The organism is Kitasatospora sp. NPDC048286 (assembly GCF_043201735.1).
Classification (GTDB): domain Bacteria; phylum Actinomycetota; class Actinomycetes; order Streptomycetales; family Streptomycetaceae; genus Kitasatospora.
Genome location: NZ_JBICZE010000001.1, coordinates 747345 through 774035 on the forward strand (window position 1 = coordinate 747345; position 26691 = coordinate 774035).

Genomic DNA, 26691 nt, shown 5'->3' on the forward strand with positions numbered 1-26691 from the left:
CGGGCGGCGGTACCACCCCCCAAGGAGGCGTTGCACGTGACCGAGGACCGTACCCCCGCGGTGGCCGAGAACCCCGAGGCCGAGGGCGGCGAGGAGCCCGAGCAGGTCAAGGGCCGCAAGAACGGTCTCTACGGCGAGATCTCCGACGAGCTTGCCGCCTCGATGAAGTCCGGCTGGGCCGACACCGAGCTGCACGGCCTCGTCCCGGTCGCCCAGGCCCCGTACGCGACCGAGCGCCGCGCCGCGCTGTCCGCCGCCTACCCCGGCGAGCGCCTGGTCGTCCCGGCGGGCAACCTGCGGGTCCGCTCCAACGACACCGACTACGCGTTCCGCGCCTCCAGCGAGTACGTCCACCTCACCGGCGACCAGACCGAGGACGCGGTGCTGGTCGGCGAGCCGACCGGAGCGACCGGCCACGAGTTCGCGCTCTACCTGCTGCCCCGCTCGAACCGCGAGAACGGCGAGTTCTGGCTGGACGGCTACGGCGAGCTGTGGGTCGGCCGCCGGCACAGCCTGAGCGAGCAGGAGCAGCTGCTCGGCCTGCCCGCCCGGGACGTGCGCCAGGCCGCCGAGGAGCTGGCCGCGAAGGCCGCGGACTCCGCCGTGCCGACCCGGATCGTCCGCGGCTACGACGCCGGCCTGGAGGCCGCGCTGGCCGACGCCCTGGACGCCGACAAGGACGCCGAGTTCAAGGAGTTCCTGAGCGGCCTGCGGCTGGTCAAGGACGAGTGGGAGATCGGCGAGCTGCGCGCCGCCTGCGACGCCACCGTCAAGGGCTTCACCGACGTGGTCCGCGAGCTGGGCCAGGCCGTCGCCACCTCGGAGCGCTGGATCGAGGGCACCTTCTGGCGCCGCGCCCGGGTCGAGGGCAACGACGTCGGCTACGGCACCATCGCCGCGGCCGGCCCGCACGCCACCACCCTGCACTGGGTGCGCAACGACGGCGACGTGCGCCCCGGCGAGCTGCTGCTGCTGGACGCGGGCGTGGAGAGCAGCACCCTCTACACCGCCGACGTCACCCGCAGCCTGCCGATCAACGGCCGCTTCACCGAGCTGCAGCGCCGGATCTACGACGCCGTGTACGACGCCCAGGAGGCCGGCATCGCCGCGGTGAAGCCCGGCGCCCGCTTCCGCGACTTCCACGAGGCCTCGCAGCGGGTCCTCGCCGAGCGGCTGCTCGCCTGGGGCCTGCTGGACGCCTCGGTGTACGACGTCGAGAAGGTCCTGGAGCTCGGTCTCCAGCGCCGCTGGACCCTGCACGGCACCGGCCACATGCTCGGCCTGGACGTCCACGACTGCGCCCACTCGCGCCGCGAGGAGCACGTCGACGCGCTGCTGGTCCCGGGCATGGTGCTGACCGTCGAGCCGGGCCTGTACTTCCAGCAGGACGACCTGACCGTGCCGGAGGAGTACCGCGGCATCGGCGTCCGGATCGAGGACGACATCCTGGTCACCGCCGACGGCAACGAGAACCTCTCGGCCGGCCTGCCCCGCAGCTCCGAGGACGTCGAGGCCTGGATGGCCTCGCTCGCCTGAGCCGCGAAACGGTGAAGGGCCCGGCCTCCCGAGCAGTGGGAGGCCGGGCCCTTCGGCTTCAGGTGCGGGCCGGCTGTCAGGCCCGGTCGCCGAAGACCTGCCAGTAGGCGGACTGGTGGCCGTTCGACCGGGCACCCACCTGGACCTCCACGGGGTACTTCGGGGTCTCCTTCATGGCGATCCGGAAGGTGTACTCGACCGTGTCACCCCACCTGTTGCTCTCCATCCCGGTCGGGAGGACCGCGGTCAGACCGTCGCACTCCTCCTGCACCTCGACCGGCTTCCAGTCAGCGCCGACCCTCGCCTCCAGCGTGAAGTCGCCCGCCGCCAGCCACTTGGCGCTCGACACGCCCACCACGGGGTGCAGGTTCGCGGTGCCCCCCGGGGCGTTGGCCTCGAAGCCGAACTCGACGGGGGTCGTCCCGACCTTGAGGCCCGTCTGCGACACGCCGGTCACCTCCGGGCTGAGGTGGTCGACGACCGAGGCGTTCAGCACGGCCTTCGCGATGCCCTGGTAGTGCGTGGAGTTCGGCACGGGGGCGTCCGCCTCGATCCCGAGCCGGCCCGGGCGGTTGGCCATGGACAGCCGCATCCGGTACTCGATGGTCCGGCTCTCGCCGGCGGCGAGCGTGAAGGCCCCGTCGTTCTGGTTGACCACGTAGTCCATCCCGGTGCCCTGGCTGAGGTGGTCCAGCTGCTTCCAGCCCGAGGCGTCCTTGCGCTCCAGGGTGCCGTCCGCGAGGTCCAACACCCGCGCGCAGGGGGCGCCCTCGTACTGCTGGGTCACCACCACCGGGGCCACGCCGCGGGTGCCGGTGGCGTCGTTGTTCTTCCAGGTGACGGAGAAGGTCACCAGGTCGTTCAGCTCGATCTGCGCGCCCTCGCTCAGGCCGCTGAAGGTGATCCCGATGCCGCTTCCGCCGGACTGGGCGGCGGGCTTCGGCGCCGCGGGCTTGGCGGCGGCGGGCTTGGCCGGGGCCTTCGTGGCCGGCTTGGCCGGGGCCTTCGCGGCGGGCTTGGCGGGCTCGGCGGCGGGGGCCTCCGCCGCCGGGGCCTCGGTGGTGGGCGTGGCGGCCGGCGCGGCGGTGGTGGGCGCGGCCGGGGCGGGGGTGGTCGGGACGGCGCCCGCGCCGGGGGTGGCCGAGGAGGTGGCCGAGGGGGTGGGGGCGGAGGCGGCGACGGACGATCCGCCGTTGGTCGGGCCGCAGGCGGCGACACCGACGGCGGCGACGACGGCCAGCGGGACGATCTTCGCAATACGGGCGATAACGGACGCGTTCATGTGACAGTCCCCCCAAGGACACGGTGATGGTGGTTTCGATCGGATGAGCGGGCGCCCACTGTCGCGCCCCGAGGAGCCGGCCCGAGCCCCCCGGCTTCACCGGCTCGCTCTCCCCGCCTCTCACCCTGATAGACGTCCATCCCGCCGGGGGGTTGCACCCGGGTTCGAAGAAATTTTTCGCGACCCGCCCCGGAACGCCGAAAGGCGCCGTGACCAGGGGAGAACCCCGGCCACGGCGCCTCGACGGCCCGCTTGGGACTGACGGCCCGCTTGGGACTACTGCTTCACGACCGTCACCGGGACGGTCAGCTCGTTCAGGACGGTCAGCCCCGCCGTACCGGAGTACGGCAGCGTCACCTGGACGGCCACCGGCATCGTCCCGGGCCCGTCCACCGGGTCGAGGGTCATCCGGTACGTCACCTTCTTGCTCTCACCCGGAGCGAGCGAGAACGCGGCGCTCTCGGCCACCATCGCGTAGTCCATGCCGCCCCCCATCGACAGCGGGATCTCCGTCCAGCCACCGCCGTCCTGGCGCTCCAGCTTGCCCCGGTTCATCATGACGACCTCGCTGGGCGGCGTCCCGGCGTAGTCCTTCGTGTAGACCAGCGGCTGGACCTTCGCGAAGCTCTTCTGACTGGTGTTCCGGTAGGTCACTGAGAAGGTCACCGGGGTGCCGCCGTTGGACACCTTCTGCCCCGCGCCAATGCCGCCGTCGACGGTGATGGCGATGTCCTTACCGCTCTGCGCGACCCCGGTCGGCGGCTTGTGGCCGCTCACGTCCAGGCTGTTGACGATCGACGTCAGGCCCGCCTGGTAGTCGCTCTTGAGCCCGTTCGCCACCACGAAGACCTGGTCCGAACCCATGCCCCACAGCTGGGCGGTGAAGCTGTCCCCAGGCTTGCAGGTGACGTTCCACTGGGTCTTGTCGATCGACTTGCCGCCCACCGTGGACTTGGTCCGCACCGGGGCGCCCATCGAGGAGTAGCCGCTGTCGGGGAAGTAGGGCCGGCCCCAGACCGGGCAGTTCGGCTGGTGGCCCCAGCCGTCGGGGGCGGCGAGGTCGTCCATCGTCGGCCAGGCACCGCTTCCGGTTTCGTCCGAGGTGTTGTAGACCACGACCATGACGCCGTAGGGCTCACAGTCCGCCTGCGTCCAGCCCTGCTGCGGCTCGGTCGGCGCTCCGGGGCTCAGCACGCAGACCCGCTCCGCCGAGCGCGGCACGACCTTCCAGCCTCCCGGAACCTTGAACTTGACGCCTCGGAGGGTGTACGAACTCGCCGCACCGGCCGCGGTGTTGGGGGCGGTGGGGGTCGTGGACGAGGCACCGTCGGCGAGCGGGACGTCGGTCTCGGCATCGGGGGTGCCCGGGTCGGTGGGGGTGGGCGTGGGGCTGGGGGCCTCGGTCGGCTCGGGCGTCGGGCTCGGCACGGAGGTCAGCGTGGCGGCCGGCGGCGGGACCTGGTCCTGGGCGACCGGCTCGCCGTGGAAGGTGAGCACGCCGACCGCCATGGCGGCGGCCAGGCCGAGCGGCAGGGTGACGGCGTACACCGGGCGCAGTCGGCGGATCCGGCTCTTCGGGGGAGCGGCCGGGCGCAGACCCGTCGCCGTGACCATGGAGGCGCGGGCCGTCAACGCCTCGCGGAGCAGCCGTTCCGTGGGTGTCTCGGCCGGCCCGTCGCCGTCGCCGCCTGTGCGGCGGGGGAGCTTGTCGGTCATCGAACCTTCTCCAGGTGCTTTTCCAAGGCGTCCAGAGCGCGGCTGGCGGTGGACTTCACGGCGCCCCGGGACAGCCCCAGGGTCTCGGCAATCTGCGCTTCCGACATGTCGGACCAGTAGCGCAGCACCAGCACCTCGCGCTGGCGGGGAGTCAACTCCTGCAGGGCCACCAGCACCCGGCGGTGCTCGTCGTTGAGCACCGCGTGGTCCTCGGCGGACGGGGCGTCGGCCACGTGCGGCGGCACGTACTCGCGGGCGGTCTTGCGGCGGCGCAGCATCGAACGGGCGCCGTTGACCACCGAGGTGCGCAGGTAGCCGAGCGCGTTGTCGAGGTCGTCCAGCTCCTCGCCGTAGCGCTGGTAGAGCTGGGTGAAGGCCTCCTGGACGACGTCCTCGGCCAGGTCCTGGTGGTCGACCAGCAGGACCGCCATCCGGACCAGACCGAGCCGGTGGGCGTGGTAGAGGTCGGTCAGGGTGGGCCGGTCCTCGGCGGGCCTGCGGCCGCCGCGCAACAGGCGGAAGCCGGAACGGCGCTGCTTCGCGTCCTGTTCGGTGACGACGCCGGCGAGCGGCTCGCCGACCTCCTGCGCACCGAACAGCGCGGCGACCACTCCTCGGACGGAGAAGCCGCGTCCCCCTGACTGCACGGCGGTCGGCCCGATGGCCATGGACATCTGCGTTTCCGCTTTCCCCCGGGACGGTGACGGCGGCCGCCGTTCCGTCAGGTCACCTGATCAAGATCGTGATCGGGGGGATCATCCCAGCCCGCCCTCGGCCGGGTTCCCTCCGCCCCCCGTAGTCAAGGACGTGTGACGGGAGCGGAGGTTGCAGGTGGGTTCGAAGAAAGTTCCGAAGGGGTCCGGACGGCTACACTCACCGGCATTCCGCCACCCGTGAGCAGGGGGTTCGCATGGCCGAGCAGAACGTCGACGGCCCGGTCGGTGCCGGAACCGGTACGGCCGTGGGTGCGGCCGCGGCCGCCGCCACCGCTTCGCGGCCGGTGTCCGTCACCGCGTCGCGGCCGGTGTCCGTCACCATCGGCCGGCGCCCGGAGCCCGTGCACGACGTCGCGGTGTACGCCTTCCCGGGCATGGCGACCTTCGAACTCGGCGTGGTGGTCGAGGTGTTCGGGCTCGCGCGGCCCGAGCTGGCAGGCCTGCTGGCGGCACCCTGGTACGGACTGAAGGTGTGCGCCGAGCGGCCCGGGACGCCGCTGGACGCGGTGGGCGGCTTCACGCTGACCGCCCCGTACGGGCTGGACGAGCTGGCCGCCGCCGACACCGTGATCGTCCCCGGGGTGCCCAACGTGTTCGGCGGCGCCGGGGCGCCTCCCGGCCGCGATGCCGGGGGCGTCTCCCCCGCCCTGGTCGAGGCGCTGCGCACCGCGCACGGTCGTGGCGCCCGGATCGTGTCGATCTGCGGGGGCGCCTTCGCGCTGGCCGCCGCCGGGCTGCTGGACGGCCGGGAGGCGACCACCCACTGGCGGTACGCCGAGTTGCTCCGGCAGCGCCACCCGGCGGTGCGGGTCAACCCGGACGTGCTGTACGTGGACAACGGGGACGTGCTGACCAGCGCGGGCAGCGCGGCCGGCATCGACCTCTGCCTGCACCTGGTCCGCCGGGACCACGGCGCCAAGGTGGCGAACACGGTGGCCCGGCGCTTCGTGGTGGCGCCGCACCGGGACGGCGGGCAGGCCCAGTTCGTCGAGGCGGCGGTCCGCCCGGTCGAGGACGAGGAGGACGGCATAGCCCGCAGCATGCAGTGGGCGCTGGACCACCTGTCGTCCCCGCTGACCATCTCCCGACTGGCCCGCGCCGCCCGGATGTCGGACCGCTCGTACCTGCGGCACTTCACCGCCCGCACCGGGACCAGCCCGATGCGCTGGGTCGTCACCCAGCGCATCGCGGCCAGTCTGGCGCTGCTGGAGTCGCCGGAGGGGACGGTGGAGGAGATCGCCGCGGCGGTCGGCTTCGAGAGCGCCGCGACCTTCCGCCACCACTTCGGCCGGGTGATGCGCACCTCCCCGACCTCCTACCGGCGCTCCTTCGGGCGCGGGGTGGCCTGAGCGCGCGGTGGCCTGAGCCCGGGGTGGCCTGAGCGCGCGGTGGCCTGAGCCCGGGGTGCCTGAGCGCGCGGGGTGGCCTGAGCGCGCCCGCTGTCACGCCTCGCGCGTCGCCTCGGGGTCGGCCTCGCGCAGGTCCGCGTTGGCGAGGATGGCGTCGTGCAGCCACTGGGCCAGGCCCGGCGCGAGCTTCTCGTAGGTGTCGGTCCAGCGCGAGTCGGAGACGTACAGCCCGGCCAGGCCGCGGTGGATGGTGAACGTGCAGTCGTAGAAGTTCCGGCAGATGTGCCGGCGGTGCTCCTCGGCGAGGTCCGTGGCCACCGGACCGTCGGCGGGCTCGCCGGCGGTGACCGCCTCGGCCAGGCGGTCGTTGATCCCGGTCATCTCGGCCTGGATGCGCTGCCAGTCGGCCTTGGAGTAGCCGCCGGCGCGGCGCTGCGACTCGGCCCAGGCCGCGGTGTCGCCCCAGCGCTGCTCGGCCTCCTGCTCCCACTCCTCCTGGTAGCCCTCGCCGAAGATCTCGAACTTCTCCTCCGGGGTCAGCTGAATGCCCATTCTCCGTGCCTCCATGGCGTGTTCGACGGCTGAGGCGAGCTCCTGGAGGTGACTGATCCGGTCGGTGAGCAGCCGGTGCTGCCGCCGGAGGTGTTCGGTCGGGCTGACCGAGTCGTCGTCCAGGATCGCCGCGATCTCCTCCAGGGGGAACCCGAGTTCTCGGTAGAAGAGGATCTGCTGCAGCCGGTCGAGGTCGGCGTCCCCGTACCGGCGGTAGCCGGAGCGGGTACGGCCGGCCGGGGACAGCAGGCCGATCTCGTCGTAGTGGTGCAGGGTGCGGACGGTCACCTTGGCGATCTTCGCCACGGCGCCGACCGAGTAGCCCTCACTGGTCATCGGAGTCCCTCCCTGGTGCTGACCACCACCCTCGGCTCTCACGTCGCGTGAGGGTCAAGCCGTGGCGCCGGCGCGGGCGCGCCCGTCTCGGACCCCGGCGCCGACCGGCACCCGCTCGCGCCGCCGACCACCCCTGCGGCCGCCGCCGTCGCCCGGTGCGCCGGGCCGCTGCCGGCGGGACCGCTGGGTGGGCCAGAGCAGCACGTACGAGGCGGAGACCACCACGAAGGCGAGCCGGACGAAACCGCGGGCCGCGTCGGACGGCAGGAACAGCGTGCCGCCGTACAGCGAGGCCAGCGCTATCCAGCTCCACCACGGGACGAGCCGCTTCTGCCCGACCGCGTCCCAGAGCAGGGTGCCGAGCAGGATCGAGGCCGTGTAGTACGTGTAGACGCTCGGGTCGAGCAGGATGCGGGCGTCCGCGCCCAGCAGCACCACGGCGGGCCAGCGGCCGCGCCAGACGGCGACGCAGCCGAGTCCGATGCCGAGCGCGAACTGGGTCGGACGGTCCCACCAGGGGGTGGCCGGGTCGGTGACCCCGAACCAGCGCAGCGCGGAGGCGGGCTGGTTCGGGATGGTGAACTTGGCGGCCGCCATGGTGTCCAGGTTGCCCAGGTAGAACGGCAGCCAGGCGATCGCCACCAGGGCGCAGAACCAGAGCGCGGTGCGCAGCCAGGCGGACCTGGGCAGCGCCAGGATCAGTGGGGCGAAGGCGATCGCCCAGGGTTTGGAATCGACCGCCAGCGCCAGGAAGACCGCGACCTGGACGGGCTTGCCGCGGGCCAGGGCGTGCGCGGCGAGGGTGGTGAAGAACAGCGCCAGGACGTCGTCCAGGTGCGCGAAGCGGACCGAGACCTCGACCCACATCGGGATGAACGCCAGCCCGGCGATCAGCAGCCGCTGCTGGAGACGCCGGTGGTTGGTCCCGGTGCCGAGGTAGTACAGGGCGGCGGTGCGGCCGACCAGGACCAGCATCACCAGGCCCAGCCCGGCGCTCACCGCCTCGGCGATCAGCTCGCCGGTGTGCGGCGCGAACGGGGCGGTGAGTCTGGCCGCGGCCAGACTCACCGGGCCGATCTGGAGCTCCGGGTGGTGGGCGTAGAGCGACAGGCCGCCGTCGGGCTGGTCACTGAAGAGCAGCTGCTCGCCCTGGCGCAGGTAGTGCCACGAGAAGCCGCCGCTGGGCTCGACCAGGAGGAACCAGAGCACCGTCCAGGCGGCCAGCAGGACGTGGTGCCTGCGGAGCGGCAGTCCGGCGATCCGCCCGGTGGTCGCCTCGTAGTCGGTGGTGGTCCGTGCCGTGCGTGCTACCCGCACCTGTCCTCTCCCCGCCGTTCCGCCCCCCTCCGGCCGGACATCCTATGTGACGAAGGAGAACCGCCCGTGCCGCCCGCGGATCCGTCCGACGGGACGGTGCGGGCGGCACGGGCGGCACGGGACCGGGCCTGCGCGCTCTCGGCGGCGCGCCCGGGTCAGCACTTCGGGTCAGCGCTTCGGGGCGGCGCCCCGGTCAGCGCTTCGGTCGGCGCTTCGGGTCAGCCCTGCTGCGCGGACTTGCGGCGGCGCAGCACCACGAGGGTGCCGATGCCGGCGACCAGGACGGCACCACCGGTGGCCGCGATGACCGTGGTGTTGTCGCCGCCACCGGTCTGGGCCAGGGCCTTGTCGGCGCCGTCGGCGGCGGCCTTGGCCTTGTCGACCACGGCCGGGGTCAGCGGCGGCGGGGTGATGACCGGGGGCTCCACCGGGAAGTCGATCGGGCCCGCGGTGTCGCCGGTGCTCTCGGCCGGGGCCGGGGCGGTGGCCGAGCCGGAGGGCGTACCGGTGGCCGGGGTGGTCGGCTGCTCGGTGGGCTTCTCGGTCGGGGTCTCGGTCGGGGTCTCGGTCGGCTTGCCAGTGGGCGTCTCGGTCGGCTTCTCGGTCGGCGTGGTGGTCGCGGTGGCCGACGGGGAGCTGCTCGCGGTCGGGCTGGGCTTGCCCGTCTGGGTCGGCGTCGGGCTGGGCTTGCCGGTGTGCGACGAGGTGGGCGTCGGGGTCGGCTTGCCGCCCGGCGCCTTGATGACGAAGCCCACGCCGCCGTCGCAGCTGAGGTGGCCGTTGTCGACCGGCTGGTGGCTGGAGTCGTCGAGCTGGGCCGCGAAGACGACCGGGACGACGCCGGCCCGGCCGAGCGGGGAGCCGTCGGTGAAGGACGCCCGGACCTTGATCGGGACGTTCTTGCCGCGGTTCACCCCGAGCAGGTCGTCGCCGACCGGGTTGCCGTCGGCGTCGAGGGTGCCGAGCATCATCAGGACGGAGTCGTTCTTCTTCTCCCCGCTCTTGTCGGGGGCGACCACGGCGGTCTGCCACTCGCCCCCGGGGAGCCGGTACTGGACCTTGAGGTCCTTCGCCTGGAGCGAGCCCGCCTTGCTCTTGAACTTGAGCAGCGGGATGAAGACGAAGTCGTGCTTCGTCCGGTTGTCGACCTTGAAGGTGAACTCGCGGGCGTCACCGCCGGCGATGAAGGTGCCGGGCACGTTGTTCAGCGAGAGGTCGAGGCTCGCGTGCGACGCCTTGTCGGCCTGGGAGGCGACGGCGGACGGGGTGCCGGGGGTGCCGACGGCCATGGCGCCCTGGGCGCCCGCCAGCACGAGCGAGGACGCGAGCGCGGCGGCTCCGGCAAGGGCAAGACTGCGACGTATGGACAAGGAGACCTCACGGAAGTGTCCGGGCGAGGCCCGGGCGCGAGGGGGCGGCCGCAGACGCCGCAGTACCCCCCGCGAAGCTGAAAGTCCGACGGAGAGTACCGAAAGATCCGACCGATCCGGAAGCCGGGTGGCACGCTGCGCTCAGGACCGGGGAAATCGATGCCCGAATCGCCCAACTCTGGCCACCTGTAAGGCTTTTGCGCCTCGCCTGAAGTCGCCCCGCGGTGACGGGTACACGCCCGTAGGACGGTACCGCAGGGCCTCCTCCGGCGGGGGCGAACGCGCGTGGACGTCCGGCCGGGTCCGGCCGTGCCCGGCCCGCCGGCGGGCCGACCGCCGGTGCCCGGCCCTCGGGGTACGCCCGGGGCTCGGGCCGGGCACTCGACCCGGGGCTCGACCCGGGCGCTCGGCCCGGGCCGAGTCCGGACTCAGCCCGCGAAGAAGGACTTGGCCGCGATCACCGCCCGCTCGTCGTCCAGCACCTCGCCCGGGCGGTTGCCGCTGCCGATCAGCGCTCCGCCCCAGCGCATCGCCATGTACTCGGCGGTCAGCCGGAGGGTGCCGACCAGCGGTTCGGCCTTGTCCTCCTCGGTGGCGGCGAGTGCGGTGACGCCCCAGAGCGTGCGGCCGCCCATCCGGGCGCGGAAGTCCACCCCGGGCAGCCGCAGCCAGGCCGACCAGTGGTCGAGGTAGAGCTTGGCGCTGGTCGGCAGCGAGTACCAGTACACCGGCGCGACGAAGACCAGGTCGGTGGCCGCGAGCGTGGCGTCCAGCAGGGCCCGCTCGTGGCCGACCGGCTCGGGGTAGCGGCCGTCGCCGGTGTGCCGCAGGTCCCGGAAGGGCGGCAGCGGGTGGTCCTCCAGCCGCAGCCAGTGCTGCTCGGCGCCGGGCGGCAGGCTCGACTCGGCGGCCAGCCGGGCCAGCCGGACGGAGTTCCCGTCGGTGCGCGCGCTGGCGTCGAGGAACAGGAAACGCCGCGGCGCCGCGGCGCCGGTTGGCTGATCGACCATCATGACTCCCCCGTCGTGAATGCGGTACGGACGGAGGAGAGAGCGACCGTCGAAGGTCCGTTTATTCCGCGCCCGCGCCAACCCCCTTGCAGCGCGCCGGGGTTGGCGCGGGCGACCGGACGGCGGTCAGGCGGGCAGTCCGGCCCGGCGGCGGGCGACGGCGGCGACGGCCGCCCAGTCCTTCTCCCCGTCGCCGTGGGCGAGCGCGTCCAGGAAGGCGTCCCGCAGGATGCTGCCGAACGGGAGCGGGACGTTGCGCGCGGCGCCCGCCTCCAGCGCGAGGCCGACGTCCTTGAGCCCGAGCGGCAGCCGGAACCCGGCCGGCTCGTAGCGGCGTTCGGCCACCATCGCGCCGTAGCCGCCGTAGATCGGCCCGGGGAAGAGCGTGGCGGCGAGCATCTCGACCAGTTCGGTCGGCCGGACGCCGTTCGCGTCGGCCAGGCTGCACGCCTCGGCCATCGACTCGATCGCGCAGGCGATCAGGAAGTTGGTGCTGATCTTGGCCGTGTTGGCCTGCCGGGGGCTGTCCCCGAAGTGCCAGGTGCGCTCGCCCATCGCGGCGAACAGCGGCTCGGCCCGCTCCAGCAGGTCGGGCGCGCCCGCGGCCAGGATGTTCAGCCGCCCGGCCGCCGCGACCGGCGGCCGGCCGAGCACCGGGGCGGCGACGTAGCCGATGCCGTGCTCGCCGTGCAGCGCCTCGGCCCGCTCGGCGAGGGCGAGCGAGACGGTGGCCATGTTGACGTGCAGGGTCGCCTCGGCGCCGGCCAGCAGCGCGGGGTCGAGCAGCAGCTGCTCGACCGCCGCGTCGTTGGCGAGCATGGAGACCACCGTGTCGGCGGCGAACACCTCGGCGAGCGAGTCGGCCGCCTGCGCGCCCTCGGCCACCATCGCGGCCACCGGTTCGGGCGAGCGGTTCCAGACCCGTACCGTGTGGCCGGCCCGCAGCAGGCTGCCGGCCATGCCGCGCCCCATCCCGCCCAGCCCGACGAAGCCGATCGTCCGCCCGCTCATCCGCGCACTCCCCTGGTCGCCACTGCTCGTATGCGGCCGACTGTACGTCAGGGGGCCTTGTGGGCCGGACGAACGGCTGCCGAACCGCCCGGCGCACCCGTGGCCGGGGTGCGGCTCAGGCGCAGGCGCGGGCCCGGGTGGCGGCGGCCCGGGCGGCCCGGGCCGGCACCCGGGTGCGGTCGGCGGCGGCGCCGCGCTCCAGCTCGGCGACCACCCGGCCGCGCAGCAGCTCGTACTGGGCCTGGAGGCGGCCGGGGCGGGCCGGGCGGGCGACCGGACGGCCGGGGCCGACCAGCTCGTCCGGCCCGAACTGCTCGCGGGTGAGGTCGATCTCGAAGCCGGTGGCGAAACGGTTCCACCAGTGGAGATCCGCCCGCACCCCGTCGACGTACACCTCGCCCATCATGAGGTCGCCGCCGAGCAGGTCGTGCACCACCATCGCCGTCACCCCGCACTGGCCGCGGGCGGGATTGTCGGGACGCCAGTGGGCCAGATCCTCGGGCGCACAGGTGTCGACACCCCAGGAGGAGCGGATCGCACGTTCGATGTCGTTGAGGGTCCACGCCGTCATACCGGGAAGCCTGCCACGCGCCACTGACAGTGGCACCGGCTTTTCGAAGGGTCATCCCGTGTTCTGCGGCGACCCTCCCTGTGTTCACCCGAACGAGGCCCTGGCCCGGCCGGGCGGCCCCTGCCCCCGCGCGGGGCGGGCCGCCGGCCGGGCTCGCGTCACTTCGCCAGCTCGGCGACGCCCGCCTGCGCGAACTGCTCGTCCAGGTCCCCGCTGGGCGCGCCCGCGACACCGACGGCCGCGATCGGAGCGCCCTTCGACTGGATCGGGGCACCGCCGGCCAGGAACAGGGTGCCCGGGATGTCCTTCAGGTTCGGGGCCTGGGCCAGGCGCTTGGCCAGCTCCGAGGTCGGGGCGTTCCAGGACACCGCGGTGAAGGCCTTGCGCTCAGCCGAGACCGGGGCCTGCGGGCCGGCGCCGTCGCCCTTCAGCAGCACCCGGGTGACACCGTCACGGTCGACGACCGCGACCGACACGTGCTGGCCGGCCTTGGTGGCCGCGTCCAGGGCGGCCTGGGCGGCGCGGGTGGCGGCGTCGATGGTCAGACCGCTGCTCGGGGCCAGGTTCTTGTTCTGGGTGTCGGCCTTCGCCGCGGCCGGGACGGCCGGGGTGTCGGTGGACTCGGCGCTGGCCGAGACGGCGCCGACGGTGGCGGCGGCGACCGCGGCGGCGACGACGGTGCCGGTCAGCACCCGGGTGCGCACGGAGGTCTTCTTCATGGTCCAGCTCCTCAGCGGATCTGCGGGGTCGGGTGGGGGTTCGGGGGCCGCCGGACCGTCGGGGGGATCGTCCGGCGGCGTGCTTCGATCCTCCGGCCGGGGCAGGGGCCGCCACATCGACGGTCCGGCGCGGGCGTCCGGGCATGATGGTGGACGGCGGCGTCAACCGATCGGCTGATGCGGGCCCGGGCCGGACGGGTCACCATCGAGGGATCGACGCAGGTCGGTGCGGATCCGGACGTGCCGGTCCGGGCCTGCCCCGACCGGCACGGTCGGCGCCGGCCGGCACACGGCCGCCCCTCGGCCGGTGCGGACCCCACCGGCCGCGCACGCACCACCCGTTCAGCCAGGAGCCACCCGTGCAGCAGCCCCGCCCGACCGCCGGCCGCCGCGCTGCGGACCGTACCGGTGCCGGCCGTCGCGGCGCCCTCGGGCCCGACGCCGGCGATCCGGACGCGGCCCGGCTCGCGCTGCTGCTGGACTCCGCCTTCCTGCTGCTGCTCGCCGCCTCGCTCAACCGCTACCTCAGCCACCACTCCGGCAACGTCCAGGCGCCCTGGGTGATCGGACTGAGCGCGGCCCTCGCGGTCGCCCAGCCGGCCGGATCCTGGCTCGACCACCACCGGCCGACCGCCCCGGGCCGGCGCCGCCGGTGGCCGCTGGCCCTGGTGGTGGCGCTCTGGGTGGTGCTGGTGCTGCTCGCGCCGAGCTTCGCCTGGTGCGCCGTCCCGCTGATCTACACCGCGCTGCGGGCGCTGCCCGCGAAGGCGGCCATCCCGCTGGTCGGCGTGCTGACCCTGCTGGTGGTGATCGCCGAGATCCGGCTGCCCGGCGGCGTCGACGCCACACTCGTCCTGCTGCCGCCCGCGGTGGCCGCGCTCGCCACCGGCGTCTTCCTCTTCATGGCCCGACAGGCCGCCCGGCAGCGCGCGCTGATCGCCGACCTGGTCCGCACCCGGCGCGAACTCGCCGCCACCGAGCGGCGGGAGGGCACCCTGGCCGAGCGCGCGCGACTGGCGATGGAGATCCACGACACCCTGGCGCAGGGCCTGTCCAGCCAGCAGATGCTGCTCCAGGCCGCCGAGCGCACCTGGGACACCCACCCGGCGACCGCCCGCACCCACGTCCGCACCGCCGCCGAGGTGGCCGCCCGGAACCTGGCCGAGGCCCGCCGCTTCGTCCACGACCTCGCCCCGGTGGAGCTGTCCGACGGCCGCACCCTCGACCGGGCACTGCGGGCGCTGGCCGAACGGGAGTCCGCCGAGAGCGGGCTGCCGGTCCGCTTCCACCTGGACGGCACGCCGGTGCCGCTGCCCACCGCCGCACAGTCCGCGCTGCTGCGGATCGCCCAGGGCGCGCTGGCCAACGTCCGCGAGCACGCCGGGGCGTCGGCCGCCGCGATCACGCTGTCCTTCCTCGGCGACCAGGCCGTGCTGGACGTCGCCGACGACGGGCGGGGCTTCGACCCGGACGCGGTCGGCACCGGGGGCGAGGCCGGGAGCGAGACCGGGGGCGGGGGCGAGAGCGGGAGCCGGCGCGGGTACGGCCTGCCGGCCATGCGTGCCCGGCTGCGGCAGCTGGGTGGCAGGCTGACCGTGGAGAGCACGCCCGGTGAGGGCACCGTCGTCTCCGCCGCGGTGCCCCTGGAGCAGCGGTGAGCCCGGAGCGGCATGAGCCCGGAGCAGCGATGAGCCCGGAGCAGCGATGAGCCCGGAGCACCGACCGGTCCGGAACAGCGATGACCCTGGAGCAGCCATGAGCACGAGTCCCGCCCGGACGGCTCCCGTCCGGCTGCTGGCCTGCGACGACCACGCCGTGGTGCGGGCCGGCCTGTTGGCACTGCTGGCGAGCGCCGGCGACATCGAGGTGGTCGGCGAGGCGAGCACCGGCGAGGAGGCCGTCGCGCTGGCCGCCCGGCTGGCGCCCCAGGTCGTGCTGATGGACCTCCAACTCGGCGACGGCATCGACGGGGTGGAGGCCACCCGGCGGATCACCGCCGTCCCGGGCGGGCCGCACGTCCTGGTGCTCACCACCTACGACACCGACGCCGACATCACCCGGGCCATCGCCGCCGGTGCCACCGGCTACCTGCTGAAGGCCGAGCGCCCGGAGGAGCTCTTCGCCGCCGTGCACGCGGCCGCACAGGGCCGGACGGTGCTCTCCCCGCCGGTCGCCTCGCGGGTGATGGCGCAGATGCGGTCGCCCTCGCCGCAGCTGACCGAGCGCGAGCAGGACATCCTCGAACAGCTGGCTCAGGGGCTGGGCAACCGGGAGATCGCCCGGGCTCTGTTCATCAGCGAGGCCACCGTGAAGACTCACCTCGGCCGGATCTACGACAAGTTGGGCGTGGACACCCGGGCGGGCGCGGTGGCGGTGGCGAAGGAGCGCCGGCTGCTCCGCTGAGCCCGCCCGCTCCGCTGCTCCCCCGGCTGCGCTGGGCGCTCGTCCGGTGTCACTGCGTGCTGCCATGATGCTCGGAATGTCGGATTCCAGCCGGTGCCCGTCTCCGCCCGCCCCCGCCCGGCACGGGCGGTCGAGTGCGGGCGGACACCCTGGAACGGCCACAAATCCCTGGTACGAGGCCTATCCGGCCACCGCGGAGCACTTCGTCACAATGTGGATGTTTCATGGATTTCACTATTGACAAACCAACCACGCGGTTTGTTAGCTTGAGATCACGACGTCCCCGGGGTGGGGGCTCGCCGGGGCCTGTGCGGACCACTCTCGCCGGAGGGTGTGGCCAGGGGGGATCGGCGGGTTTGCCGGGGTGTCGGGGGGAGCGGCAGCGCCGAAGCCGCGCGGCGAGGCGGCGTGGAGCGAGTCCGGGGGGACTCGCTCCACGCCTCCCCCGGTCGGCGCCCAGGGCCCTCTGGCCGGACTCCGGCCCGCCGCCCGGAGAGCGGCCCTGAGCAGCCCCGAGCAGCCGGAACAACCGGAACAGCCAGGGCGGAACCGTCGGAACCGTCGGAACAGCCGGAACAGCCGGGGCGACTAGCCCAGCGCGCTCCAGTGCGGACAGCGGACGTACGGCAGCGGCGGCGCGCAGCGGTCGACGCCGCCGGACAGCACCGGGCCGCGCTCCGAGCGGGCCACGCCGGGCGAACTCGCGGTCAGCCCGGCCTCGCCCGACTCCCCGAAGCGCAGCGCCAGCCGGTAGCCGTCCGGGGTGGTCGCGGCGACACCCGGGCGGTCCCGGTCGGCGTTCAGCGAGGTGATCGTCCAGCCGCGCCGGCGCCAGTGCCGCTCCACCACGTCCGCCAGCGCCGCCCGCCGGGGCAACGAGACGACGGTGAGGAGGTCCCGGCCGCGGGTGACGTACCAGAGCAGTTCCGACTCGCGCCCCGGCAGCGGTAGCCGCGCTCCCGCCCGCGCGGGCGCCCCCTGCCAGACCGGTGCCGGACGGACGGCGTCCAGGGTGTCCTGGAGCAGCGTCTCGCAGCGTTCGGCGGCGTCGAGTTGATCGGCCGTCACCCCGGGGTTCGACCCCGGTCGGCGAACCGGCGCGATCCGCACCCCTCCGGGGCCGCCGCCCGGGCGTCCGAGGTTCAGTTCGGCACCACCTGACTGCACAGGGCCCTCCGTACTCCTCCCGGTGTTCAACCCGGGCAGGCATTCCGTCACTGCTTGGACGGCGGACGGGTACGGGCAGTTCCCCTCCCGGTCCCGTCCCTCACCGTTCCCACACGTTCATAGTGCACTGCACGGTGCAGTTGAATCACTGCTCTGCACTGTGTAGTTTACTTATGCGCCGGCCGGGGCGGCCCGAACCGCCGACCGGCCGCCCCGGCAAGCCTTCTGACCCACCATCGAGAGGACCCGCCATGCCCGTCATCACCGTCGACACCGCCCGCATCCCCTACCGCGTCGTCGGCGACGGCCCCGACACCCTCGTCCTGGTGCACGGCACCGGCCCCGGCTCCGCCATGTGGGACGGCCTGCTGGACGCCTTCACCGACCGCCACACCGTGCTGCTGCCCGACCTCTCCGGCAGCGAGGCCGCCGAGGACGACGGCGCCCCGCTCACCCTGGAGACCCTGGCCGCCCAGGTCGCCGCCGTGATCGAGGACGCCGGCCGCGGCCCCGCCGACGTCCTCGGCTTCTCGCTCGGCGCCGTCGTCGCCACCGCGACCGCCGCCCTGCACCCCGGGCGGGTCCGCCGCCTGGTCGCCGCGGCCGGCTGGATCAGCGCGGAGCAGGACGAGTACCTGCGGCTCTCCATGGCCACCTGGCTCTCGCTCGCCGACCACCCCACCGCGTTCGGCGGCTACGCCACCCTCACCGCCTTCAGTCGCGGCTTCCTCGACCGGATCGGGCGCGCCGCCGTCCAGGCCAACACCGCCTACCTGCGGCCGACTCCGGGCACCCTGCGGCACATCGCCCTCAACCTGGCCCTCGACCTCGGCCCGCTGCTCCCGCGCGTCCAGGCCCCCGCCCTGGTGATCGGCTGCACCCAGGACGCCACCGTCCCGGTGGAGAACGCCCGCCGGCTGCACGCCACCCTGCCCGGCAGCGCCTACGCCGAGTTCGACACCGGCCACATCGTGCTCGCCGAGGAGACCGGGGCGTTCACCGGCGCCGTCCGGGAGTTCCTCGCCGCCGCCTGAACGATCCGGCCGCCCGAGCGATCCGGCCCGCCCGCCCGCACCGGGCGACCGGCGCGAGGAGCACACCGCCACCCGAGAGGCAAGCCCCGTCCCAGAACGGCCGATTACCGCGCATGGTGATTCATATCAAATTGACTGAACGTCAACTTCAAAGGTGAGACTGCCTTGTCGGAACATTCGCAAGGAGAAGACCATGCGCATACTCTTCACCGGCCCCGCCGCGGCCGGCCACCTCTACCCGATGGTGCCCACCGCCCAGGCGCTGCGCGCCGCCGGGCACGAGGTGCTGTTCGCCGGCGCACAGCCGCTCGACATGATCCGGCCCGCGGGCTTCCCCGTCGTGGAGATCGGCGACGGCCGGACCCTGCGGGAGATCGTCGAGGAGCGCCTCGGCGGCCGGGTCCAGTACGTCAACCAGGACAAGACCCAGGAAGAGATCTTCGACATGGCGGCCGCGATGTTCGCGTACGCCTCCCGCCCCGACGTCGACGGCCTGCTGGCGGCCGCCACCGACTGGGGCGCCGACCTGCTCGTCCACGATGCCTTCCACTCCGCCGCCCCGCTGGTCGCCACCCGGCTCAGGATCCCGTCGGTCGTGCACAACTTCGGTGCCAGTCCCGGCCGTTCCATGGCCGAACTGGTGGCCTCGCACGTGCCCGACCTGTACGAGGAGTGGGGCCTGGCCGGCCCGTCGATCGCCGCGACGCTCAACGTCGGCCCGCTCGGCGGCGACCCGGACGGCCTCGCGATGCGCTACGTCCCGTACAACGGCGGCGGCATCGTCCCCGCCGAGTTCCTCCGCAAGCCCGACCGCCCGCGGGCGGTCGTCACCCTGGGCACCGTGCTCTCCGAGCTCGACGGCGTCCGCGCGGTGGTCCGCATGGTCGAGGCGGCGGCCGAGGTCGACGCCGACTTCCTGCTCGCGGTCGGCGGCGCCGACCTCGCCCCGCTCGGCACCCTGCCCGACAACGTCCGCGGCCTGCCCTGGGTCCCGCTCAACGAGCTGCTCAGCCAGGCCGACGCGCTGATCCACCACGGCGGCTCGGGCACCATGCTGACCGCCGTCCAGGCCGGCCTGCCCCAGCTGCTGCTCCCGCAGGGCGCGGACCACTTCCTCAACGCCGAGGCCCTCACCGCCACCGGCGCCGCGCTGAGCTCCGCCTCCGACGCCGTCGACACCCCGCTGCTCGAACGCGTCCTCACCGACCCCGCGCTCCGCGACGCCGCCCAGCGCCTGCAGTCCGCCAACACCGCCCTGCCCGCCCCGGCCGCCCTGGTCGCCACACTGGAGGACCTCGCCGCCCGCCACTGATCCCCGCTCGGGCACTCCTGCGCCCCGAGCCCGCGGCAGCCGCGGGTCCACCGACCCGCGGCTGCCGCCGTACCGTCCCTCCGGCAGCGCGGCCGGTCGACGCTCAGACGGGTGACCTCCGTGCCGTCGGGGTGTCCGGCACGGCTTCCGACCGCGTCCGGTCGGCCCGGGGCAGCAGGAACGGGGTGGCCAGGATGAGCAGTCCCGCGACCGTGAGGGCGGTGCGCGGGCCGGTGGCGTCGGCGAGCAGCCCGCCGAGCGCGGTGCAGACGGCGATGGACGCCTGCTGCCCGATCGACCAGGCGGACAGGGTGCGGGCGAGGAGGTGCTCGGGCGTGCGTTCGAGCCGGTAGGTGGCGAGCACCGGGTTGAACAGGCTCATGTTGACGATGATCGCCAGCTCGACGGCCATCACGGTGACGAGGCCGACCACGCCGGGCCGGACGAAGACCAGGCCGATCAGCCAGACGGCGCGCAGGGTGCCGACGGTCCGGAGCACCCGGTCCCGGCCGTACCGCTCCACCACCCGCCGGGCCAGCCGGGAACCGATCAGCCCGCCGAGGCAGGGCGCCGCGAAGGCGAGGCCGTACTGCCATGGGGCGAAGTGGAGTTGGCGCAGCAGGAGGACGGCGAGCACCGGCTCGGTGGCCATGATCAGACCGGCGACGAGCAGGTTGTTGAGGTAGAGCGCCCGCAGCCCGGGGTCGCCCGTGATGTGTCGCCAGCCGTCGAGCACCGTTCCGGCTCGGGCCGAACTCCCGCCGGCCCGCCGCGGCACCTCCTCCCGGCCACGGATCGCGGTGATCCACAGCGCGGAGAGCAGGTAGCTGAGCGCGTCGGCCACCACCGTGGTGACCGGCCCGAACCGGCCGACCGCCGCCCCGCCCAGCGGCGGCCCGACCGCGATGGAGCTCCAGTTCGTGGACTCCAAGCGGGCGTTGGCCACCAGCAGGTCGTCCGGCCGGACGACGGCCTTGAGGTACGCGCCGCTGGCCGCGCCGAACGCGATCCTGGCCGCGGCGACCACCACCGACACCACGAGCAACTGGACGAAGCCGAGCAGGCCGAAGGCGTAGGCGACCGGGATCGTCGCCATGGCCGCGAACCGGACCAGGTCCATCGCGATCATGACCGGGCGCTTGCGCCGGAACTCCACCCACGGCGCGAGCGGCACCGCGACCAGCGCGCCCACCGCGGGCCCCACCGCCGCCAGCACGGACACCTCGGCCGGACCGGCGTGCAGCACCAGGACCGCGATCAGCGGCAGCGCCCCGAACCCCAGCCCGGACCCGTACGCGCTCACCGCGTACGCCGCCCACAGCCGGCCGAACGGCCGGCCCAACCGTCTCCCGCCCCTCATCCGCGGTGCGCTCCCCTCGACTCGACACCCGACCGCACAAACCACGGTTGACCGGGGAGAGCCAATCCGACGCCGGGACAAGGGGTCAAACAACCGCCTCACCCTTCCTGTACAACCAGTGGTTGTTCCCTAGGGTGGGTCGGCGTGGACCTCGAAGCAGTGCGCACCTTCGCCGCCATCGCCGAAGCCGGCCAGTTCCAGAAGGCCGCCGTCGACCTGGCCGTCACCCAGCAGGCCGTCTCCAAGCGCGTCGCCGCGCTGGAGCGCGACCTCGGCGTCCGACTGTTCACCCGCACCCCGCGCGGCGCCGAACTCACCATCGACGGCCAGGCCTTCCTGCCCCACGCCCGCGAGCTGCTGCGCGCCGCCGAACGCGCGGTCGCGTCCGTGCGCGCCGGCCACCGCCCGCTGCGCGTCGACGTGATCAACTCGCGCGGCGCGGCCTCGGGCCTGATGCGCGACTTCCACCGCGCCCACCCCGGGATCGACCTCGACGTGCTGATGCTGCTCGACATCGAGACCGCCGTCGCCGCCATCCGCTCCGGCACCATCGACGCGTCCTTCCGCGCCGTCGCCATGCCCGGCCGGCCGCTCCCCGAGGACATCGAGTCCGTCCGGGTCCTCGACGAACCCCTCCAACTCCTCACCGGCCCCGCCCACGCCCTGGCGGACGCCAGGTCGGTGACCGTCGCCGACCTGGTCGGCCACCGCATCTGGATGCCCGGCATCGTCCCCGGCAGCGAGTGGGGCGCCTACTACGACGACCTCGTCGCCGAGTTCGGCCTCACCATCGAGTCCACCGGCCCCAACTTCGGCTCCGACGCCCTCCTCGACACCGTCGCCGACACCCCGGCCCTGGCCACCTTCATGAGCGAGCGCACCCGCCTCGTCTGGCCCGCCGGCCACGGCCTGCGCCGCATCCCGGTGACCGACCCGACCCCCGTCTACCCCCACTCACTCCTCTGGCACCGCGACAACCCCCACCCCGCCCTCCCCACCCTCCGCGCCCACCTCGCCACGGCCCCCACCACCCCGGACACCTGGACCCCCACCTGGGTCCGCCCCCACTAACCCCCGCCCAGGCCGGCCCGCCCCGGTCCGGACAACGCAAAAGCCGCAGGTCATGTGACCTGCGGCTTTCGGTAGTGGAGCGGGCGACGAGAATCGAACTCGCGCTCTAAGCTTGGGAAGCTCATGTTCTACCATTAAACTACGCCCGCCTGATGAGCCGTCAGAGACCGCTCGATCCAGTGTCACTGTACCCCATCTGCGACGGTGGTTGCACAGGGGGTCGGGGGACGTGGCGGAGCGGGGTGGGGCGGGTGTCGGGGGCGTACTGTTTGGGCCGCGTGCGAGTGCTCCGGTGGGTGGGGGCCGAGGCGGCGAGCCATGGTGAGGAATGTCCGGAACATCCCCTAATGTGACGCTGTCCCGGGGCTCGGCCGCCGGGGCGGTGAGTACGGGTGAGTACTGGGTTAGGGATGGGAAGGGGATCGATGGAGCAGCGCGCCGTCGTTCGTTGTGCCGAGGGGCACCTGTTCAGCACCACCACGTTCCCGATGCAGAACCTCGGTCCGGGTCGGCTCGGCCCCGGGCGGTTGATCCGCTGTCCGCAGTGCGGACGGATGCGGAGTTCGGTGCTGGCCGACGTGCGGGATCTGTCGGAGCCGCAACTGGCGCGGGCGATGCGGTTGGAGGCCGCCGAGTTCCTGGCCTGACGGTCGCGGAAGGACGGAACGGGCCCCGGGCGGATTCGTCCGGGGCCCTTTCTTGCACGTAACCTCGAAGCGTGCTGCTCTCTGACAAGGACATCCGGACCGAAATCGACCTGGGCCGGGTCGTCGTCGACCCCTTCGACCCGGCGATGATCCAGCCGTCGAGTATCGACGTGCGCCTCGACCGCTTCTTCCGCGTGTTCGAGAACCACAAGTACCCGCACATCGACCCCTCGGAGGAGCAGCCGGACCTGACCCGGCTGGTCGAGCCGGAGGGCGACGAGGCGTTCATCCTGCACCCCGGCGAGTTCGTGCTGGCCTCGACGTACGAGGTCATCACGCTGCCGGACGACGTCGCGTCCCGGCTGGAGGGCAAGTCGAGCCTGGGCCGGCTGGGCCTGCTCACCCACTCCACGGCCGGCTTCATCGACCCCGGCTTCAGCGGCCACGTGACCCTGGAGCTGTCGAACGTCGCGACGCTGCCGATCAAGCTGTACCCGGGGATGAAGATCGGGCAGCTGTGCCTGTTCCGGCTCTCCTCGCCCTCGGAGCACCCGTACGGCTCCGAGCGCTACGGTTCGCGCTACCAGGGCCAGCGCGGCCCGACGCCGTCCCGCTCGTACCTGAACTTCCACCAGACGAAGGTCTGACCGCAGGGCCCGCAGGGCCGGCGAGACCCGCAGGGCCGACGGAGCGCACGCACGACGGGCGGCCACCCCCATCCGAGGACGGACGAGGGGTGGCCGCCCGCGGCGTTCTCAGGCCCTCTTGGGGCTGGTGACGGCGACCAGCTCGGTGCCGTCCTCGGACAGCCGCAGCTCGGTGCGCAGCTCGGCCAGCTCGCCGAGGTGGTGCAGGTGGGTGCCGCCGCAGAAGATCTGCGCGCCGCCCTCGGGCAGCTCGCAGTGCCACTGGCGGCGGGCGGTGAGCTCGGGGCCGGGCACCTCGATGCGGACCGGGGCGTCGGCGGCGACCCAGGCGGCGAGCCGGGCGTTGACGGCCTCGGTGAGGGCCGGCAGGGCGTCGGCGAGGGCCGGGAACTCCTCGGTGGCGTCCGCCGTGAAGCCCTTCTTCTTCAGCGACTTGCCGAGCCGGTAGGTGTCGGTGCTGGCCGCGGTGTCCATCACCGAGCTCGCCATGGCGAGGCTGTCGAAGTCCGGGTGGCCGAAGGCGTCCGAGCGGCCCGGGTCCTTGCGCCAGCGCGGGGCGAGCGCGGCGTTCAGGGCGAGGGCGAGCAGGTGGCAGCCGCTGTGCGAGGCGCTGAGGGCGCCCCGACGCTCGGCGTCGACGGCGAGCGCGGCGGTGCGGCCGACGATGTCGCCGGGGTCGGTGTCCAGGACGTGGAGGACCAGCCAGGACCACTCCTCGTCGCCGCGCCGGACCGGGATGTCGGCGCCGGCCAGCAGCTCCCCGCCCTCCGGGCCGACGGCGCCGGTCAGGCAGTCGACCACGGCCAGTTCGGTGCCGTCCACGGTCAGGGTGCCGAGGTCGGCCGGCTGGTCGGGCCAGGTGTGGTCGAGCGGGTGGAACGGGGTCGCCTCGGTGACGACGGCGTACCGCCCGTCGGCCAGCGGGTGCACCGCGAGCACCGGGGACTCGCCGGTCACCGCCCCGGCCGGGAAGCTGACGTGGGTGGTGGGGAGGGTCATGGCCTGGCTCCGGTGAGGTAGGACGACGAGGGTGGGGCGGGCCCGGCGCTCGGCCGCGGCCCGCCCCCATTCTGCCCCTCGTCCGTGGAGGGCCTCAGCCCAGCGTCGGCAGCTTGATCAGCACCAGCAGCGCGACCAGCTGCACCGCCGAGGCGGCCGCGGCCTTGCCCCAGGGCAGGTCGTGCAGCCGCCGGACCATGCTGGTCAGCAGGTAGGCGCAGAGCGCCCAGGTGGCCCAGCCGACGACCTGGACGACGACGCTGCCGGAGGGCAGCACCAGGTCGAGCAGCAGCCGGGGCGCGTCGGTGAGCCAGCCGATCAGCGCGGCCAGGCCAATGGTCGCCTTCCACGGGCCGTCGCCGCCCAGCTGGCGGGCCAGCGCGTAGGTGACCCCGCCGAAGAGCGCCCCGGCCACGGTGAAGCAGACGGCGGCGGCGAGGATGCCGGTCAGCGCCACGGTGAAGGTCGAGTTGACGATGTCGTCGTGGGTCAGCCCTATGCCGAGCACCGCGAGCGCGCCGTACAGTAGCGAGACGGTGAGGGCGGGCAGCCAGACCTGGTGGTCGCGGGTGCGGTCGAAGATCGCGGTCGGGCTGCGGAACAGGCCGGTGAACAGCTCGCGCCAGTGCGGCCGGGGCCCGGCGACGTGCGGGGCGGACTGGCCGCCGGCCCGGTAGACGGCGACGTTGTCCTGGCCGTACGGCTGCTGGCCGTAGCCCCCGTCGGGCCCGTAGCCCCCGTCCGGGCCGTAACCCTGGTCCGGCCCGTAACCCCCGTCGGGGCCGTAGCCCTGCGCGGGCCCGTACGGCGGCTGCTGCCCGTGACCGTCGTCGTAGTAGCCGTGCTCCTGGCCCGGGTGCCCCTGGTAGGGCGGCTGCTGCGGGTACGGGCCGCCGCCCGCGTACGGGTCGCCGGCCGGGAAGGCCCTGGTGTTCCCGGGCCGGTCCGCCGCGTACGGGTCGTACCCGTCCCCCGCCGCCGGGCGCCCCGGCCCACCGGCGGGCCCGTCGGGCGTGCCGCCGGGACCACCGGACCCACCGGGCGCCGCCGGGTGCGGGGCCGTGAAGTACTCCGGCCCGTCCGTCGCCCCGTGCCCCCCGGGCGGCGGCGGAGGGGCAGACCATCCGCCGTGCGGACGGTTCGCGCCCTGACCGCTGTCGTATCGATTACCAGCCACGGTCCGAAGGTACCCGCCCGGCCCGGCCCGCGTCGGCCCCGGACGGACCCGGGGCCGGTTTGCAGCGAGGCTGAGACGAACGGGACCGAAAACCCCCGCGGACGCCCCGGTCCCCGCGGGCGTTACCGCTGCGCGCCGACCGACGGCCCGTGCACCGCCGCGGCCGCGCTGGTGCCGGCCGGGCAGCCGCCCGGGCCGGCCGAGGTACGGACGGCGCCGACCGGCAGCAGGGTGCCGCAGGCGATCCGGATGCCGTTCGGCAGCTCGTTGTCCGACTCCACGATCGCGCCGTCGCCGATCACCGCGCCGTCCAGCGCCGAGCGGTCGCCGACGGTGGCGAAGGCGCCCACGATCGAGTCCTTGACCAGGGTGTCCGGGCCGATGACCGCGCCCGGCAGGATCACGCTGCCCTCGACGATCGCGCCGGCCTCGACCACCGCGTCCTCGGCGACCACGGTGCCGCCGCTGAGCACCGCGCCCGGGTGGACGGTGGCGCCGGGCAGCAGCAGGGCGTCGCCGGTCGGGCCGGGGACGGCCGGGGAGTCGACCTTGCCGAGCACCAGGTCGGCCGAGCCGCGGACGAAGGCCGCCGGGGTGCCCAGGTCCAGCCAGTACGAGGTGTCGACGACGCCGCGCAGCAGCGCGCCGGTGGCCAGCAGCTCGGGGAAGGTCTCGCGCTCGACGGACACCTCGCGGCCGGCCGGGATGCGGTCGATCACGGACCGGGTGAAGACGTAGCAGCCGGCGTTGATCTGGTCGGTGACGATCTGCTCCGGGGTCTCCGGCTTCTCCAGGAACTCCAGCACCCGCCCGTCCTCGTCGGTCGGGACGAGGCCGAAGGCGCGCGGGTCCTCGACCCGGGTCAGGTGCAGGGTGACGTCGGCCCCGGCGGCCACGTGGCCGTCGCGCAGGGCGGCGATGTCGACGCCGGAGAGGATGTCGCCGTTGAAGACCAGGACCGGCTCGTCCGGGCCGCAGGTCAGGCCGGAGGCGGCGTTGCGGATGGCGCCGCCGGTGCCCAGCGGCTCGCGCTCGGTCAGGTAGACCAGCTCGATGCCGTACGGGGTGCCGTCCTGGAAGTGGTCCTCGAACACCTCGGCCAGGTACGAGGTGGCCAGCACGACGCGGGTGACGCCGGCGGCGGCCGCGCGGGCCAACTGGTGCGCGATGAACGGGACGCCTGCCACCGGCAGCATCGGCTTGGGGGTGTGGGTGGTCAGCGGACGCAGTCGCGTGCCCTTACCACCGACCAGCATGATCGCCTCGGTCATGGTCTGCGCTGTTCCCCTTGTGGTCTCTGCGGCCCGGCCCGGTGGGCCGACACCTCGTCGTCGGTCTGGACCCGGCCGTCCGGCCGGCGCGGGTCGCCACCCGTCCGGGGCTTCCGTC

Annotated in this window: 23 protein-coding genes, 1 tRNA gene and 1 pseudogene; 9 read left to right on the forward strand and 16 right to left on the reverse strand. The window is 74.0% G+C overall.

Going from position 1 to position 26691, the window contains the following annotated elements; translation table 11 throughout:
• The first annotated feature begins 36 nt into the window (after positions 1 to 36).
• A complete protein-coding gene (locus tag ACGF13_RS03495; RefSeq protein WP_392868485.1) occupies positions 37 to 1536 on the forward strand; it encodes an aminopeptidase P family protein in 1500 nt (499 codons plus the stop codon).
• Positions 1537 to 1612: 76 nt separating this feature from the next.
• On the opposite strand, the gene ACGF13_RS03500 is transcribed toward ACGF13_RS03495, so the two are convergent.
• The 3 genes from ACGF13_RS03500 to ACGF13_RS03510 form a co-directional block, all read right to left on the reverse strand.
• Positions 1613 to 2818, reverse strand: a complete 1206-nt coding sequence (locus ACGF13_RS03500) for a hypothetical protein (protein ID WP_392868487.1) — start codon at positions 2816 to 2818, stop codon at positions 1613 to 1615.
• A gap of 276 nt (positions 2819 to 3094) precedes the next feature.
• A complete protein-coding gene (locus ACGF13_RS03505) occupies positions 3095 to 4534 on the reverse strand; it encodes a hypothetical protein (protein WP_392868489.1) in 1440 nt (479 codons plus the stop codon).
• Positions 4531 to 5208 (reverse strand): RNA polymerase sigma factor, encoded by a 678-nt coding sequence (locus ACGF13_RS03510; protein WP_392868491.1) that lies wholly within the window; start codon positions 5206 to 5208, stop codon positions 4531 to 4533. The genes ACGF13_RS03505 and ACGF13_RS03510 overlap by 4 nt, the downstream gene beginning before the upstream one ends.
• Before the next feature lie 236 nt (positions 5209 to 5444).
• Here ACGF13_RS03510 and ACGF13_RS03515 point away from each other — a divergent pair, with 236 nt between their 5' ends.
• Complete coding sequence (locus tag ACGF13_RS03515) at positions 5445 to 6599, forward strand: helix-turn-helix domain-containing protein (RefSeq protein ID WP_392868493.1); 1155 nt, start codon at positions 5445 to 5447, stop codon at positions 6597 to 6599.
• A 93-nt stretch (positions 6600 to 6692) separates the two neighbouring features.
• Here the strand turns inward: ACGF13_RS03515 and ACGF13_RS03520 are convergent, their stop codons facing one another.
• From ACGF13_RS03520 to ACGF13_RS03550, 7 genes are all read right to left on the reverse strand, one after another.
• A complete protein-coding gene (locus tag ACGF13_RS03520) occupies positions 6693 to 7487 on the reverse strand; it encodes a MerR family transcriptional regulator (RefSeq protein ID WP_392868495.1) in 795 nt (264 codons plus the stop codon).
• Positions 7488 to 7541: 54 nt separating this feature from the next.
• The gene (locus tag ACGF13_RS03525) at positions 7542 to 8804 is read right to left on the reverse strand and encodes a hypothetical protein (RefSeq protein WP_392868497.1); all 1263 of its coding nucleotides are present in this window, start codon (positions 8802 to 8804) and stop codon (positions 7542 to 7544) included.
• Positions 8805 to 9022: 218 nt separating this feature from the next.
• Entirely contained in the window at positions 9023 to 10174 is a 1152-nt protein-coding gene (locus ACGF13_RS03530; RefSeq protein ID WP_392868499.1) for an LPXTG cell wall anchor domain-containing protein, read from the reverse strand.
• Between the two features lie 428 nt (positions 10175 to 10602).
• Positions 10603 to 11184, reverse strand: a complete 582-nt coding sequence (locus tag ACGF13_RS03535) for a flavodoxin family protein (protein WP_392868501.1) — start codon at positions 11182 to 11184, stop codon at positions 10603 to 10605.
• A gap of 126 nt (positions 11185 to 11310) precedes the next feature.
• Positions 11311 to 12195 carry an NAD(P)-dependent oxidoreductase gene (locus ACGF13_RS03540; protein ID WP_392868503.1) on the reverse strand — a complete coding sequence of 295 codons (885 nt, stop codon included), beginning with the start codon at positions 12193 to 12195 and terminating at the stop codon, positions 11311 to 11313.
• A gap of 115 nt (positions 12196 to 12310) precedes the next feature.
• A complete protein-coding gene (locus tag ACGF13_RS03545) occupies positions 12311 to 12766 on the reverse strand; it encodes a hypothetical protein (RefSeq protein ID WP_392868505.1) in 456 nt (151 codons plus the stop codon).
• A 158-nt stretch (positions 12767 to 12924) separates the two neighbouring features.
• Complete coding sequence (locus ACGF13_RS03550) at positions 12925 to 13485, reverse strand: heme-binding protein (protein WP_392868506.1); 561 nt, start codon at positions 13483 to 13485, stop codon at positions 12925 to 12927.
• 359 nt (positions 13486 to 13844) lie between these two features.
• On the opposite strand from ACGF13_RS03550, the gene ACGF13_RS03555 reads away from it, so the two are divergent.
• On the forward strand, positions 13845 to 15143 hold the full coding sequence (locus tag ACGF13_RS03555) for a sensor histidine kinase (RefSeq protein WP_392868508.1): 1299 nt from the start codon (positions 13845 to 13847) through the stop codon (positions 15141 to 15143).
• A 97-nt stretch (positions 15144 to 15240) separates the two neighbouring features.
• The gene (locus tag ACGF13_RS03560) at positions 15241 to 15888 is read left to right on the forward strand and encodes a response regulator (protein ID WP_392868510.1); all 648 of its coding nucleotides are present in this window, start codon (positions 15241 to 15243) and stop codon (positions 15886 to 15888) included.
• Positions 15889 to 16476: 588 nt separating this feature from the next.
• Here the strand turns inward: ACGF13_RS03560 and ACGF13_RS03565 are convergent.
• Positions 16477 to 16956 (reverse strand): hypothetical protein, encoded by a 480-nt coding sequence (locus ACGF13_RS03565; RefSeq protein ID WP_392868512.1) that lies wholly within the window; start codon positions 16954 to 16956, stop codon positions 16477 to 16479.
• Positions 16957 to 17306: 350 nt separating this feature from the next.
• On the opposite strand from ACGF13_RS03565, the gene ACGF13_RS03570 reads away from it, so the two are divergent.
• Together ACGF13_RS03570 and ACGF13_RS03575 are read left to right on the forward strand one after the other, a co-directional pair.
• On the forward strand, positions 17307 to 18089 hold the full coding sequence (locus ACGF13_RS03570) for an alpha/beta fold hydrolase (protein ID WP_392868514.1): 783 nt from the start codon (positions 17307 to 17309) through the stop codon (positions 18087 to 18089).
• A 193-nt stretch (positions 18090 to 18282) separates the two neighbouring features.
• Positions 18283 to 19401, forward strand: coding sequence for a nucleotide disphospho-sugar-binding domain-containing protein (locus ACGF13_RS03575; RefSeq protein WP_392868516.1), 1119 nt, complete (start codon positions 18283 to 18285; stop codon positions 19399 to 19401).
• A 103-nt stretch (positions 19402 to 19504) separates the two neighbouring features.
• Here ACGF13_RS03575 and ACGF13_RS03580 read toward each other — a convergent pair whose 3' ends face one another.
• A complete protein-coding gene (locus ACGF13_RS03580) occupies positions 19505 to 20761 on the reverse strand; it encodes an MFS transporter (protein ID WP_392868518.1) in 1257 nt (418 codons plus the stop codon).
• Positions 20762 to 20905: 144 nt separating this feature from the next.
• On the opposite strand from ACGF13_RS03580, the gene ACGF13_RS03585 reads away from it, so the two are divergent.
• The gene (locus ACGF13_RS03585; RefSeq protein ID WP_392868520.1) at positions 20906 to 21832 is read left to right on the forward strand and encodes a LysR family transcriptional regulator; all 927 of its coding nucleotides are present in this window, start codon (positions 20906 to 20908) and stop codon (positions 21830 to 21832) included.
• 75 nt (positions 21833 to 21907) lie between these two features.
• On the opposite strand, the gene ACGF13_RS03590 is transcribed toward ACGF13_RS03585, so the two are convergent.
• A tRNA-Gly gene (locus tag ACGF13_RS03590) sits at positions 21908 to 21981 on the reverse strand.
• A gap of 276 nt (positions 21982 to 22257) precedes the next feature.
• Here ACGF13_RS03590 and ACGF13_RS03595 point away from each other — a divergent pair.
• Together ACGF13_RS03595 and dcd are read left to right on the forward strand one after the other, a co-directional pair.
• Complete coding sequence (locus ACGF13_RS03595) at positions 22258 to 22479, forward strand: hypothetical protein (RefSeq protein WP_392868522.1); 222 nt, start codon at positions 22258 to 22260, stop codon at positions 22477 to 22479.
• A gap of 71 nt (positions 22480 to 22550) precedes the next feature.
• Positions 22551 to 23126, forward strand: a complete 576-nt coding sequence (gene dcd / locus ACGF13_RS03600; RefSeq protein ID WP_392868524.1) for a dCTP deaminase — start codon at positions 22551 to 22553, stop codon at positions 23124 to 23126.
• Positions 23127 to 23234: 108 nt separating this feature from the next.
• Here the strand turns inward: dcd and ACGF13_RS03605 are convergent, their stop codons facing one another.
• From ACGF13_RS03605 to ACGF13_RS03615, 3 genes and pseudogenes are all read right to left on the reverse strand, one after another.
• The gene (locus ACGF13_RS03605) at positions 23235 to 24125 is read right to left on the reverse strand and encodes a metal-dependent hydrolase (RefSeq protein WP_392868526.1); all 891 of its coding nucleotides are present in this window, start codon (positions 24123 to 24125) and stop codon (positions 23235 to 23237) included.
• Between the two features lie 94 nt (positions 24126 to 24219).
• Positions 24220 to 25302, reverse strand: coding sequence for a Yip1 family protein (locus tag ACGF13_RS03610; protein WP_392868528.1), 1083 nt, complete (start codon positions 25300 to 25302; stop codon positions 24220 to 24222).
• A gap of 197 nt (positions 25303 to 25499) precedes the next feature.
• Positions 25500 to 26573, reverse strand: a pseudogene (locus ACGF13_RS03615) (sugar phosphate nucleotidyltransferase); the annotation flags it as partial.
• Between the last annotated feature and the right edge of the window lie 118 nt (positions 26574 to 26691).

Bases quoted from the DNA above. Each gene is read 5' to 3' on its own strand.
- ACGF13_RS03545 (WP_392868505.1), bottom strand. From the start codon at position 12,766: ATGACGGCGTGGACCCTCAACGACATCGAACGTGCGATCCGCTCCTCC.
- ACGF13_RS03505 (WP_392868489.1), bottom strand. From the start codon at position 4,534: ATGACCGACAAGCTCCCCCGCCGCACAGGCGGCGACGGCGACGGGCCG.
- ACGF13_RS03575 (WP_392868516.1), top strand. From the start codon at position 18,283: ATGCGCATACTCTTCACCGGCCCCGCCGCGGCCGGCCACCTCTACCCG.
- ACGF13_RS03570 (WP_392868514.1), top strand. From the start codon at position 17,307: ATGCCCGTCATCACCGTCGACACCGCCCGCATCCCCTACCGCGTCGTC.
- ACGF13_RS03540 (WP_392868503.1), bottom strand. From the start codon at position 12,195: ATGAGCGGGCGGACGATCGGCTTCGTCGGGCTGGGCGGGATGGGGCGC.
- ACGF13_RS03550 (WP_392868506.1), bottom strand. From the start codon at position 13,485: ATGAAGAAGACCTCCGTGCGCACCCGGGTGCTGACCGGCACCGTCGTC.
- ACGF13_RS03595 (WP_392868522.1), top strand. From the start codon at position 22,258: ATGGAGCAGCGCGCCGTCGTTCGTTGTGCCGAGGGGCACCTGTTCAGC.
- ACGF13_RS03515 (WP_392868493.1), top strand. From the start codon at position 5,445: ATGGCCGAGCAGAACGTCGACGGCCCGGTCGGTGCCGGAACCGGTACG.
- ACGF13_RS03500 (WP_392868487.1), bottom strand. From the start codon at position 2,818: ATGAACGCGTCCGTTATCGCCCGTATTGCGAAGATCGTCCCGCTGGCC.
- ACGF13_RS03560 (WP_392868510.1), top strand. From the start codon at position 15,241: ATGAGCACGAGTCCCGCCCGGACGGCTCCCGTCCGGCTGCTGGCCTGC.
- ACGF13_RS03535 (WP_392868501.1), bottom strand. From the start codon at position 11,184: ATGGTCGATCAGCCAACCGGCGCCGCGGCGCCGCGGCGTTTCCTGTTC.
- ACGF13_RS03510 (WP_392868491.1), bottom strand. From the start codon at position 5,208: ATGTCCATGGCCATCGGGCCGACCGCCGTGCAGTCAGGGGGACGCGGC.
- ACGF13_RS03605 (WP_392868526.1), bottom strand. From the start codon at position 24,125: ATGACCCTCCCCACCACCCACGTCAGCTTCCCGGCCGGGGCGGTGACC.
- ACGF13_RS03520 (WP_392868495.1), bottom strand. From the start codon at position 7,487: ATGACCAGTGAGGGCTACTCGGTCGGCGCCGTGGCGAAGATCGCCAAG.
- ACGF13_RS03580 (WP_392868518.1), bottom strand. From the start codon at position 20,761: ATGAGGGGCGGGAGACGGTTGGGCCGGCCGTTCGGCCGGCTGTGGGCG.